The organism is Tunicatimonas pelagia, assembly GCF_030506325.1.
GTDB classification, from domain to species: domain Bacteria; phylum Bacteroidota; class Bacteroidia; order Cytophagales; family Cyclobacteriaceae; genus Tunicatimonas; species Tunicatimonas pelagia.
The window spans coordinates 7,080,112-7,092,490 of sequence record NZ_CP120683.1; the positions used below are offsets into that span (position 1 = coordinate 7,080,112).

Here is a 12,379-nt window from a genome sequence, read left to right on the forward strand (position 1 = left end):
ATACCCTCTTTCTCTGGGTGGAAGATGTTCAGTACCTCTCATAAGAATGTCGTGAATATGGAGCAGTAGTGCCCTTAATGGTATTCCTCTAACTGGTAGGCCAGAATTTCCAGGGCTTTAGCTTCAAACAGTAGGTTGCCGGATAACCCGTTTTTTTTATTCTGGATGGTATCCACCAGAAAAGGAGCAATTACCGATGCATACGTCTGATGAAGCAGATAGGGTTGCTTCGCCTGGATATCCTCTATGACGGTTCGGATGGAAGAGGGTAAGTGGGATATATCCCAGTATTGAGTGAAGTCCTGCCGAATAAGTTGGATGCCAAGGCACTTTACTACTTGTCGCCCTGGAAACCGGACTTTTTGCTCTTGCCCCTGAATACAGGCATAGGCGATAAACTGACCAGCTTTGACCTGATGCTGGAAACGACCGGATACTCCAGAATGGGAAAATCCTCCTTGAAGAGAATACAAAAAACGTAAGGGATGATACCGTTTAATATCGAATAGTATCTCCAGGTCTTCCTCTAACTGCATATCCAGATAAAAGCATCCCAGTCCCTGAGAAAAGTCCAGAGCCCGAAAGCGGCTGGTATAATCGGGCGTGCTGATTTTTAGTATTTCCTGCTGATGAACCAGATAATCCTTGCCCAACTGTTGTTCCAGTAGGGTCATAAGATCATGCAGGAAATACGATTTTAAACATATCTTCATGGGAAAAGCTATTTGGTAAAACCTCCCAAAGGATACATTCCCCAGGAAATGATTCAGTCAGACAGACTCGGTCAAACGGTAAAAGGAGTTCGCTTTAGCTAATTTAATCTACAAGCTAACTGATAGAAACGAATGCTGCTTACCGCCAACCTTTAAGGTAGCGAATCAGTTTCATATAAAGTGTTCACCCCGGTAACTAAATTACCCTTACAGGAAACTTATTTTTTATAAATTATTTCAGTAATGAGCGATAGCCTATTAATTATAATTACCAGTATCATATTACTTCTCATAGTTTTACTGTTAGTCTATTTCTTACAAAGGAATACCGAAATTACCCTCAAAGAAGATACTCTGGTTTTAACAAAATCTTTCCGGGGGCAAGTGGGGATTAATCTGGAAGAGGAACTGAAGCATTGGAGTACCCAACAGCTTAGGCTTATCCTCTGGAGGGGTACCATTTATGGTATTACTATGAAATTTAGAAGTGGAAGACAATTGAATATAACCTCCCGGTTCAATCAAGAAACTTACCAGCAACTCGCTCAATTGTTAGAGTTTAAATTTCAGGACAGAAAAATCCCCGGGGGGCAAGCCTTCTAGCCGATTAGCCATTTTCTAGGCAGCTTCTCCCTTCGATTTCAACTCTTCTTTCAACCCCGACGGTAGTCCTTCTACGTCCGCTAATGAGAAACATACCTCATCATCATTTTCTTTAGGAATCACACTAAAGCTGGCATCCGTTTCCAGAATCACGGCATACACCTGGTTTTTGTTCTTCAGCCCACTCTCCCGAATGCTCGCTAGAATTTCAGATTCTAGGATTCGCTCCCGTTTCATATTATCGGGTAAAAACTCTCCTTCGTACAACAATAGTTGCGGGGTAGACTTAACAATTTTCCGGATGGTCGCCGAATACAACATCACTTTAGTCAGTAGATACTGAAGTACCATCAGCAACAGAATTCCCAAAGCACCATCTACTATGGCGACATCCTTCAGAATGATTGTAGAAGCCACTAACGAACCCATGGCCACCGTTACGATCCAATCGAAGTTATTCATTTGTGAGGTAGACCGCTTCCCTATCACTCGAATATACAAAATTACGAGTACGTAGATCACCGGAACGATCACTACGATGCGTACTATACTATCTAGGTTTGTAACAAAAATATTATCCATTGTATTAAGGGGTTGGTAGTGGTCAAGAATGGCCCAGGGGCTGAACACTACCTAAGTAAAAAGGTTTACCTTTGGTTTTTTGCCGTACTGCTTTTACTACAAACGACGACCCCATGAGCACTCTTAAGACAATAGTTTACTACCTGACAATACTATTGAGTACGTTAGTGATTGCCGCCTCGCTGCTATCACTACTGTACGATGTGAGTATTTGGTGGATTAAAGCACTTGATTTTCCTCGCCTTCAGTTCCTGATTACCGGGGGAGTCTGCTTAGTAGTATTTGCAACAATAAGTGATCGTTGGTCATTTTGGTCAGTATTTTTGCTTATCGGATTAATTGCCAGTATCGGGCTTCAGAGCTACTTTGTCTATTCCTACACTCCGCTGGTAGAAGAGTCTTTGAAGGATGCCACCCCCGAAGAAGCTAACTCTGAGGCGGTCATCAGCCTGCTAATTGCCAATGTGTATATGTATAACCGGCAGGCCGCTGACTTCCTTGAAGTAGCTACGACAGCAAGTCCTGATATGATATTGGTGATGGAAACTAATCAGTGGTGGATTGACCAACTGCAACCGCTACAGAAGCAGTACGACTATTATCAGGAATATCCGGCGAGCAATACCTACGGGATGGCTTTATACTCTCGCTACCCTTGGGCGGATATGCAAGTTAAATTTTTTAATCACGACAGTGTACCTTCTTTCCATACCGTGGTGCAACTTCCTCGTGGAAAGTCATTCCGCTTTCACGGAGTACATCCAGTACCGCCGGTATACAGTAAACACCCCGACAATCAGGGCGAAAAAGAAGTAGCCTTACTGAAGGTAGGAAACCTGATGAAACAACACCACGAACCAGTCATAGTAGCGGGAGATTTTAATGACGTGGCCTGGTCGAATACCTCGCGATTGTTTCAGGCTGAGGGAGAACTTCTTGATGCAAGAGTTGGTCGGGGACTATACAACACATTTGATGCTACCTCTTGGTTGATGCGCTGGCCGTTGGATCATGTATACGCCAGTGGCGAGTTTCGCTTAGTCAGTTTAAGACGTCTGGGAAAATTCGGGTCGGATCATTTCCCGCTATACGCCGAACTCGTTCTAATCGAATAACGGTGCTGGATCAAAGTCTGCGGCTAACTTAGTAGTACGATTTGTTCTTGACTTTCTGAATAGTATCTTTGACAAGTGGAAAGAGCCCTGAACCAGAAAAGCCCTTCCGAGCTGTTTATCTCATCGTAATAGTAGGGAAATGCCAACCACACCATACATCATGAAACAAGCCGCACAAACAATTCTGGATCAGCAGCAGCATATTATGGACACCTGGCAAGAAACCGTAGAACGGCTGATCACCGCCTCCCGAAACGCTAATAAGCTTGCGTTATACGACCACCTGCCGGATATGATCCGCGATATTGCGGATATCTTAATACGATTCCACGGTTCGGAAGATATGCCCCAAGACGAAAAATACCAAGAGATTGTTGCCAACAGCAGTGAGCACGGACGCCATCGGTCAACTTCCGAAGGATACACCGTGGACCAGATTATGCACGAGTATATCATCTTTCACCGTACGCTCACCAATACCCTTCGAGCCCATAACACCTACAATACCGATGTAGCGGACTTACTGAAGTACATTATAGAAACAGCCATGCTACAGTCGGTGGCAGCGTTTAATAATTCTTTACAGCAGATGCAGGAAAAGTTGATGGGTACCTTAGCCCACGATCTGCGCAACCCCCTAAGTACTACCTATAGTTTGCTGGATCTGATATCGGACAAAAGAACAGGGGATAATTTCGAGATGCTACGGCTGATGGCAGTCCGTAGTGTACAGAAAGCACTCAAACTGACTGAACAGCTGCTCGACTCAGTGACCTTGCGCGCCGGCGAAGGAATGATGCTTACCTTTGCCGAAACCGACATTGTCAAAGAAGTGCAAGCTGTGCACGAAGAGGCCTGCCAGATTTACACCCAAAAAATCGTATTGGAATGTCCTGAAGGAGAAATAATTGGAGTGATCGATGGGGTAGCGATTCGGCGGTTGCTAGAAAACCTGCTGACCAACGCTATTAAATACGGTGATATTAACCAAACAATCACGATCAAAGTGGAAGATTCTGACGAGCAGGTTCACCTTGGTGTCCATAATTACGGTAATCCTATACCCATCGAACGACAACAGATGATTTTTAACTTTCTGAACCATGACTCCAAAAAAAGTGATAGGGAGCGGCAGAGTTGGGGCATGGGACTTACCCTTATCAGAGTGGTAACTGAATCTCACGGCGGGAAGGTGTCTTTAAACAGCAATGCTGAACAGGGAACGCAGTTTATCATTACGTTGAGTAAAGAGAATAAACCCGGAAAAAGACGTACCAGAGTATTTGAGAAAGAACCGATTCCGGCGTAACCTGTAGTACACTACCAGATTCCGCTGGGAAAATTCGAGTCAGATCATTTTCCGCTTGATTTCTGATTTAATGATTTTTAAGAAGGTACTGCTGAAACTGCTTGGGAAACATGCCGAACTTCTCTTTGAATTTGGTGGCAAAATGGCTTTTGTTGGTATACCCTATCCGCTGAGCTACCTCTCCTACATTCCATTTACCTTCGGCTAACAGTACTTTGGACAACCGAAGCCGCTCTTGCCGAATATGATGATAGATCGTAGCATGAAAGAGTTGTTTGTAGCCCTGTTTTAACTTCAATTCGTTGATTCCGATCATATGAGCCAATTCTTTAATGGAAGGCGGATTCGCCAAGCGATCCATGATGATTTTTTTGGCGTTTAACAGCGCCTCCTCGTCGTGTTCCCGAAGCATCACCTGTTCGGAGCTGGGCTTCTGATCGTCGCTGTATTGGCTGAGCACTAACGATAATAGTTCCAGCACCTTAGACTCCAGAAATGTGCGTAAAATAAGCCCCTGATACTGGGTTCGCCAAATCTGATTCAAACACTCCGAGGCCCCAATGCTGTAGTATCCCTGATAGAGAAAAGGGTATTGAGCATCTACATCCCGAAATGTCTTTTCCAAATGGGGGTGGATGGATTCTAACCCGGCATCAATACGGCTCAGATAATACGACCGATTGATTTCAATAATATAGATCGCTTGTTCAAGATGAGCGTGAAAACGAAATAACTGGTCTACGCTACCGGAACAGGCCGATAACGAATTTTCTGATGCGTTAAGTTGGTACTGAATGAGGCGGGCATTAACCGAGTGAATTAATTTGCCCTTTCGGCAGAAAATCAGGCGAAGCGGGTGATACTTCAGTTGTTCCAGATGGATGAGCAGGTCTTCTTTTAAAGTGCCTTGAATAGACACTAAGCTGAGCCCATCATGCAATTGAAAGGTCTCCACTGTGCCCAAACCTAACCGCTTGGGTAATTGAAAGCTCTGTACATGATTGTTAGTCACCAGTGGCACTTCCAATGCAGAAGCAATAGTCTGCATCAATCCTAGTCTATCCTTACTGGTAACAGTTATTTCCATACATGAACGGCAGCAAATTTCTCAAAAACCCAGCATGTTACTATGTTACTAACAAGAAAATTGAAACAATGATGCCGGTTACGTAAAAAATACCTGCCTGAACGATTCCCTGATTCCACAATAAGCAATTAACCTTATCTTATTTAATTGATAAAATTATCGGTAGCGGCAATATTCTAGCCTTCTGCAACAATAACGTTAACACCCTTTGTCCTACAAATGTTATAGTGTTTTAAGGAATATGAATACTATGACCAGCGTGAATTTATATTACTATTGCTATAGCATACTAGCTGACGGCTTTTTACTGACTTAGCCTGAAAGATATGAAGTTACAATCAGTGCTGGAACTTGTTCTTTACTAGTATTCACGACGAGCTAAAGCCCCAAAGTTTATATTTGAAGGCTTTTAACAGATCAAGTAGCTGAAAGGTAGACCTAATTTGACTGCTCTCGTCTTTTTGCTTCACGTTTGGCCGCTTTGGCCGCCCTCTTTTCTTTAAGATTTTTTTCCGGTGCCTTTTTGCTGCTCTTTTTTCTACCTTCTTTTTCTTTAGACATTTTTTTGGGATTTGGATATAAAAAAAAATTAACCCGATATTATTCTGCTGTTGAAGGATCACCCATCAACTCTCGTTCAAAATACACCAGATCCTTATGGGCAGGGTTCTCTTGAATGGTGCAGTAGTATATACGCTTCACATATCGCCTTACTACTAATTTAAGGGTAGGATTCACTTTAGCATATACTACCGATCCTTTAGGAAAGATATTGTCCATGAACCAAGGTAGGCATAATATAATTAGTATGTTCTGTTTTGACGAAATGGTTGGCAGAAAGTTTACTGAGTTCACGCTTTAACCACAATACGAAGGTTGACTTACCACTACCAGTATAACTTAGGTGAATAAAAGCGAGCATAGTCCAATATGAAAATGACAAAATTACCAGTAGAGGTAGCAAAATACCTAAAAATAACCGCTAAGGTAAAACCGGGATTTTTTCACCTTCTTCCTATGTAATAGTTTTAATTAATAAAAAGATATTTTTTCATCTTGCCTATGAAAGCTTCCGCCAAATTTATCGATCAGGGTCAATCTGATTTTTTTCCTGTACTTAGAAAGAAAGTCAATCATTATTTTAAAGACAATCAAATTACCCGCTACGGCAACCGGGAAATGATTATTAAATCAGTGGTATTGATCACAGTATATCTAGGCACTTACCTGGCTGTTTTGTTACTTTCGGTAAACCCTTGGTTCTTATTACCTTTGGCGATACTGATGGGAGTAACTCAAGCCGGTATTGGGATGTCGGTGATGCACGATGCCTTACATGGTTCTTACTCATCAAACCCTATTATCAATCGTTGGGTGGGCTATAGCACCTATTTCGTAGGAGGCAATCCTTTTGTCTGGAAGATACAGCATAATGTGTTTCACCATACCTATACCAATGTCCACGGATTAGACGAGGATATTAAGACGAAGATTGTCCTCCGCCTGTCTCATCATGCTTCCCTTCGGTGGATTCATCGCTATCAGTACATTTATGCTTTTTTTCTGTACGGCTTCAATACCCTATTTTTTACTATCAGCGACTTTATTAAGTTATTAAATTATCACCGCATGGGGATGATCAAGCGGCAAAAATCAGCGTTGTGGGTGGAGTTAGCCAAACTTATATTTACCAAGCTGCTGTATATCTTCTTTTTAGTCGTTCTACCGATCTGGGTTACCCCCCTTTTCTGGTGGCAGGTGCTGATTGGGGTGTTGGCCATGCATATAGTGTCGGGGTATATTCTTACCCTGATATTTCAAATGGCTCACATTGTAGAAGGGGTCGATCAGCCGCTGCCCAATGCCGAAGGCGATATTGACAATGCTTGGGCTATTCATCAGTTGGATACGACTGCTAACTTTGCCCGAAATAATCGGCTGCTCAACTGGTACGTGGGCGGGCTCAATTTTCAGATTGAACATCATCTTTTTCCTAATATTTGCCATGTGCACTATCCTAAAATTTCTCGTATTGTAGAGCAAACGGCTAAAGAATTTCAACTGCGTTACCAAGTGATGCCTACCTTCGTCCAGGGACTTCAGTCGCACATTATTATGCTTAGATCATTAGGTCATCCGCATCACCCAGTGAATGCTTAACTATCTGCTGGGTTGTAGATAATTTATCAACCACTAACTAAATTTTTCATCTACTATTTTTTACTTTTTTACTATAATAAAAATGAAAACGACTATTTATTTCTATCGATTTCCCTCCGCTTTCCTAGTTGTCTTATGTACACTGATTGTTGGAGGATGCACGAAACCGCTAACCAAGTCTGATGTACAAGACGACCTGAAGGATGCCCGGGAGGCTACCCAGGAAGCCGAAGAAAAAACTCAGGATGCTTATGAAGCAAGACAACAGTATTATACTGATTTCCGCGAAACCAAGGTGAAGGAACTGGAAGACCGAAGTAGCAAAATTGACAACCGGATAAGCGAGCTTGAGAAAGTTTCCAAGAAATCATCTAATCAGGCCGCGCAGAGCGACATTTCTTCGGCAATAGCAGAACTGCAGGACGAAAAAGAAACGGTGAACGAGAGAATTGTGGAGGTGAAATCCATCAAAGAAGAAGATTGGAGCAGGTCCTACGATGAGATCAGTGCTGCTATTGGCAAAATAGAAGGCGAAATTGACAAACTATCTCAGAGTTTAGAAACCAATAATTAACCGATGTATTGACGCATGGTGTTCGCCCAGAAGAAACTGGTAAATATAAGGTTGAAACTTGGTTGATCACTAATGGCAGATGCCAACCAGGCACAGCACTGAAGCGATAAAATCACCGATAGCGGTAATAAAATGCATAAAAACAACCCTTGAGGTCTGATGCCAAAAACTATCGGATAATAGCACAACTAAGCACGCTAGATGCCGTGCAATAAAGAGTAAGTAAAACTTAATAACCACAAAAAGAGAATAATCAATGAAAAATTCGAGAATGATTGAGGAAAGGAAAAACTCACAGTATCAGAAAAAAGATGTCAAGCAATTAAGTGTTATGGAGCTAACTAACTTTTCTCACGGAGAAGAACGAAGAAGTTCAATGCGCGATGGGTTTTATACCCACCGTTATCGTTCATTGGTCTAATCCTGATTTATTGTTTGTTGATAAGGCGATTTCACTTGAGTGAAATCGCCTTTCTTTGGCTTCTTTCAAAAAAGAGATCTGTATTCGTCAATTGGTAATTCTTTAGCTATTCCTACAATAAGGCGGCTTGGCTCCCGTCGCACAGTGAGATAAGAATCTATTTCTTCAGAATAAAGCAGTTTATATTCCGCAACGAATGAATGAAATACTGGTTTTACTGCCAATATGCTGTTCGAAGCTAGAGCTTTACAAATCATTGGGCACCCAGTTAGAAAGATGTCTGTAGAAGTGCCTTCCTCAATATAACAGTTACCATATACGTAGTACATCGCCTCTTTTCACTAGTAAACCTTCTATTGATATGACTGATAGCCTGAACAAGCAATTTGCCGACAATGTACCTGAGTTTTTTTTTATTTGGGATATAGGCTTGCAGCAAATTACCCATCTTGCCAAAATCTACTGCGAGAATGGCACTTTTAAATTGAAAGAACTTACTGATTATAACCAGATTATGAATTTTGTCCATTCTCAGGATCAGAATAAATTCGAGGCTATACTCAGGAGTTTTTCCTCCGAAAATGCCCTACAGGATCATGACTTACGAGTTAATTATAAAAAATATAAGGCAAAGTGGTTGAACCTGCGCTCTTTTCTGATAGAAGAAAAACAAGAAAATGGCGGACAGATAGTAGCCCATATTTCCGACGTGACCAAACACTACGAGCAGTTGGAGGCTTTGCGAAAAGCAAGTGAGTGGAATGTAGAAATCATCCAAATGCTGATACATGATTTGAGAAACCCACTATCCAGTATCAGAATGCTTTCTACTCTGACCCAAAAGAGAATTGAGGAAGGCAGTACTTTGGTGGCCTTACACTTTCTAACATTGATAGACACCGTAGAAGAGGACGCTGCTCAGCTGATAGAAACGCTACTAAGGCTACTTGAACTGAGCGATACCAAGTTTACACTGGCGCGTAAACTAATGAATGTTAGTGAACTGGTACAAAGAAGAGCTAAATATTTTGCTGCTGAAGCCGACAGTTACACTATTTCCCTCACTGCCGAGCTACCTGACGAAGCCATAAAAATTGCGGCTGATAGAAGACTATTGAAGCAGGTCATTGATAATCTGTTATTGAATGCGCTGAAATTCACTCCAGCTAAAGGGCATGTTACGGTTCGTCTTTTATATCAGACAAGTTATATAACCCTCTCAGTGCAAGACAGCGGCATCGGTATTCCTAAAGATAAACTGCCCGAACTGTTTGAGAAGTTTACGAAGGCTCGCCGGTTAGGAATCCGAGGCGAGAAAACATCGGGCCTGGGCCTATCCATTGTAAAAAAAATCACTGATATGCATCAGGGTAAAATTTACGTAACCAGTCAGGAGCATCAGGGTAGCACATTTACGGTTGAGTTACCGGTAAACTAAGGTGCTTGGGGCATCAGGGGGTTGGCGTATTTCAACGGGCCTACTCCGAATAAGATTAATTTTTTCTCGTTTTCACGCCATTCTAAAATACGCTACGCTATGAAAATTGCCTACATTTCTACGTATTTACCTCGCGAATGCGGCATTGCTACGTTTAACGACAATTTGGAAAGAGCCGTGAACGCTAACTTTCCTACATCTACTTCCATAGAGCAAGGATTTGGTATTGCCCTTAATGACTCCGAGAACTTGTTATCTTATGATTATCCTGATCACGTAAAATTTGTCATTCGGCAAAATCAGCAGAAAGATTATATCCAAGCTGTAAACTATATCAATACCAGCGACGTCAGTGCAGTGATACTGGAGCACGAGTTTGGGATATTTGGAGGGGAAAGTGGCATCTATATTTTGCCCCTAATCCATCGGTTAGAAAAACCGCTCTTTTCCGTACTGCATACGGTATTGCAGGAGCCATCTTATACGCAGAAAATCATCATCCAGGATATTGCCGCGCGCTCGGCCCGGCTCATCGTAATGAGCCGAAAAGGGATGGAGTTATTAACCACAATCTACGGCATTGCCCCGGAAAAAATCGAGTACATCGAGCACGGCGTCCCCGACCTGGAAGCTCCGGTGGTGAACCCGTTGAAAAAAGTACTGCCTTTCCAAAATCACCAAGTGCTACTTACGTTCGGGCTACTTAGCCGCAACAAAGGATTGGAAACCGTAATCCGGGCGTTACCCCGCATCGTTGCCCAGCACCCCGACGTGATGTACGTGATCTTGGGTAAGACCCATCCGGGTATTATCCGCAGTTCAGGCGAGGAATACCGGGATCATCTTAAGCGTCTGGCCATTCGTTTAAAAGTTGATAAGCATCTCACCTTCATCAACAAATTCGTTTCTGAAGCTGAACTTATGGACTATCTGTCGGCGGCGCAAATCTACCTAACTCCCTATCTCAATGAGAACCAGATCACGAGCGGCACCTTGTCTTATGCGGTGGGAGCCGGTTCGGCGGTGGTTTCTACTCCTTACTGGCATGCACTGGAATTGCTGGATAATAATCGGGGGCGTTTGATTAAGTTTAAAGACGAAAACTCGCTGGCTAATACTGTGAATGAACTACTGGATCATCCGGATGAGCTCAACGCCCTGAAGCAGCGGGCTTATCAGTATGGTCTGCACTTACGATGGCCTCGGATAGGGAGCCATTATATTCGAACCATTCATGAGTTTATTGAGCAGAAGGTATTTGCTAAAAAAGAAATTCGTCAGATCGTTGATACGGATCGAATACCGGAGTTCAGCCTAACCCACGCCAGTCGTCTGACGGACGATACCGGTATCGTGCAGCACGCCAAATACGGTATTCCAAATTTGAAAGAAGGGTATTGCTTGGACGACAACGCCCGGGCACTGATTATGATCTTAATGGCCTACCAGCGTAATAAGAGTAAGGAAGCGCTGGATCTGTTACCCATCTATCTCAGCTTTATTAACTACATGCAACGAGATGATGGTAACTTTCGCAACTTTTTAAGTTTTAGCCGAGGATACTTGGACGAAGTAGGTTCCGAGGATTCGTTTGGCCGTACGGTATGGGCACTGGGCTATCTAGTATTCTGCGCCCCTAATAGTTCCTACCGGGAATTTGCCGGGGAGCTGTTTTTTCGCTCGGTACCCCACTTCAAGGCATTGCATCATTTACGGGGTATCGCCAATACGATCATTGGCATTAGCTACTATTTAAAAGTGCATCCCGATGATGATCGTCTCACGCATGAACTTACTGATTTAACCGATCTTTTGGTAGATGCGTATAGACAACATTGTAGTCCTAACTGGAGCTGGTTCGAGGAAAAGCTCACTTACGACAATGCTATTTTACCGTTGGCCTTGCTGCACTCCGGTGAAATTACCGGCGATGAAAACGTAAAGCAGGTGGCTATGGATTCCTTGGAGTTTCTGGATAAATTAACCATGAAAACTGAGTTTCTCAGCCCAATCGGTAGTTACGGGTGGTATCACCGCGGAGGAGAGGTTCCGGTTTTTGATCAGCAGGCGATAGAAACGATGGCTATGGTCCTGATGTATCTTCAGGCGTACCGAAGCACCCACCATCCAGTCTATATAGAAAAAATGTTCGTGAGCTTCCAGTGGTTTCTGGGAGAAAATATTCTTCGAGTTCCGCTGTACGATCACGAAACAAAGGGTTGCTGTGACGGCCTACAGGAGACATCTCTTAATCGCAATCAGGGAGCCGAAAGTACACTGGCCTACCTGATCTCCCATCTTACCGTGCTGAAGGGTCTGGAACTAGAGCATGAGTACAGCAGCCCGGTAGATAAGCATACAGAACCTGTTCTTTGAC

At 43.0% G+C, this 12,379-nt stretch carries 10 protein-coding genes; 6 read left to right on the forward strand and 4 right to left on the reverse strand.

From position 1 onward, the window contains the following. Positions 1-74: 74 nt before the first annotated feature. Together P0M28_RS30030 and P0M28_RS30035 are read right to left on the reverse strand one after the other, a co-directional pair. Entirely contained in the window at positions 75-713 is a 639-nt protein-coding gene (locus P0M28_RS30030) for a hypothetical protein (RefSeq protein ID WP_302207208.1), read from the reverse strand. A 618-nt stretch (positions 714-1,331) separates the two neighbouring features. Next, positions 1,332-1,898, reverse strand: a complete 567-nt coding sequence (locus P0M28_RS30035; RefSeq protein WP_302207209.1) for a DUF421 domain-containing protein — start codon at positions 1,896-1,898, stop codon at positions 1,332-1,334. Positions 1,899-2,011: 113 nt separating this feature from the next. Between P0M28_RS30035 and P0M28_RS30040 the strand changes: the two genes are divergently transcribed. Both P0M28_RS30040 and P0M28_RS30045 read left to right on the forward strand, forming a co-directional pair. Further along, a complete protein-coding gene (locus P0M28_RS30040; RefSeq protein ID WP_302207210.1) occupies positions 2,012-3,013 on the forward strand; it encodes an endonuclease/exonuclease/phosphatase family protein in 1,002 nt (333 codons plus the stop codon). Positions 3,014-3,173: 160 nt separating this feature from the next. Further along, positions 3,174-4,322, forward strand: a complete 1,149-nt coding sequence (locus P0M28_RS30045) for a sensor histidine kinase (RefSeq protein WP_302207211.1) — start codon at positions 3,174-3,176, stop codon at positions 4,320-4,322. A 67-nt stretch (positions 4,323-4,389) separates the two neighbouring features. Here P0M28_RS30045 and P0M28_RS30050 read toward each other — a convergent pair whose 3' ends face one another. Further along, a complete protein-coding gene (locus P0M28_RS30050; protein ID WP_302207212.1) occupies positions 4,390-5,409 on the reverse strand; it encodes a helix-turn-helix transcriptional regulator in 1,020 nt (339 codons plus the stop codon). A 438-nt stretch (positions 5,410-5,847) separates the two neighbouring features. After that, positions 5,848-5,970: a hypothetical protein gene (locus P0M28_RS30055; RefSeq protein ID WP_302207213.1), complete on the reverse strand. Its 123-nt coding sequence runs from the start codon at positions 5,968-5,970 to the stop codon at positions 5,848-5,850. Positions 5,971-6,471: 501 nt separating this feature from the next. On the opposite strand from P0M28_RS30055, the gene P0M28_RS30060 reads away from it, so the two are divergent. The 4 genes from P0M28_RS30060 to P0M28_RS30075 all read left to right on the forward strand — a co-directional run bounded on the left by P0M28_RS30060 (position 6,472) and on the right by P0M28_RS30075 (position 12,378). Beyond that, a complete protein-coding gene (locus P0M28_RS30060) occupies positions 6,472-7,569 on the forward strand; it encodes a fatty acid desaturase family protein (RefSeq protein WP_302207214.1) in 1,098 nt (365 codons plus the stop codon). An 82-nt stretch (positions 7,570-7,651) separates the two neighbouring features. Further along, positions 7,652-8,143 carry a hypothetical protein gene (locus P0M28_RS30065; RefSeq protein ID WP_302207215.1) on the forward strand — a complete coding sequence of 164 codons (492 nt, stop codon included), beginning with the start codon at positions 7,652-7,654 and terminating at the stop codon, positions 8,141-8,143. A gap of 782 nt (positions 8,144-8,925) precedes the next feature. Further along, positions 8,926-10,002 (forward strand): sensor histidine kinase, encoded by a 1,077-nt coding sequence (locus P0M28_RS30070; protein ID WP_302207216.1) that lies wholly within the window; start codon positions 8,926-8,928, stop codon positions 10,000-10,002. Between the two features lie 99 nt (positions 10,003-10,101). Continuing rightward, positions 10,102-12,378, forward strand: a complete 2,277-nt coding sequence (locus tag P0M28_RS30075; protein WP_302207217.1) for a glycosyltransferase family 4 protein — start codon at positions 10,102-10,104, stop codon at positions 12,376-12,378. The last annotated feature ends 1 nt before the right edge of the window (position 12,379 follow it).

Bases quoted from the DNA above. Each gene is read 5' to 3' on its own strand.
- P0M28_RS30075 (WP_302207217.1), top strand. From the start codon at position 10,102: ATGAAAATTGCCTACATTTCTACGTATTTACCTCGCGAATGCGGCATT.
- P0M28_RS30040 (WP_302207210.1), top strand. From the start codon at position 2,012: ATGAGCACTCTTAAGACAATAGTTTACTACCTGACAATACTATTGAGT.
- P0M28_RS30050 (WP_302207212.1), bottom strand. From the start codon at position 5,409: ATGGAAATAACTGTTACCAGTAAGGATAGACTAGGATTGATGCAGACT.
- P0M28_RS30070 (WP_302207216.1), top strand. From the start codon at position 8,926: ATGACTGATAGCCTGAACAAGCAATTTGCCGACAATGTACCTGAGTTT.
- P0M28_RS30060 (WP_302207214.1), top strand. From the start codon at position 6,472: ATGAAAGCTTCCGCCAAATTTATCGATCAGGGTCAATCTGATTTTTTT.
- P0M28_RS30045 (WP_302207211.1), top strand. From the start codon at position 3,174: ATGAAACAAGCCGCACAAACAATTCTGGATCAGCAGCAGCATATTATG.
- P0M28_RS30065 (WP_302207215.1), top strand. From the start codon at position 7,652: ATGAAAACGACTATTTATTTCTATCGATTTCCCTCCGCTTTCCTAGTT.
- P0M28_RS30030 (WP_302207208.1), bottom strand. From the start codon at position 713: ATGAAGATATGTTTAAAATCGTATTTCCTGCATGATCTTATGACCCTA.
- P0M28_RS30035 (WP_302207209.1), bottom strand. From the start codon at position 1,898: ATGGATAATATTTTTGTTACAAACCTAGATAGTATAGTACGCATCGTA.
- P0M28_RS30055 (WP_302207213.1), bottom strand. From the start codon at position 5,970: ATGTCTAAAGAAAAAGAAGGTAGAAAAAAGAGCAGCAAAAAGGCACCG.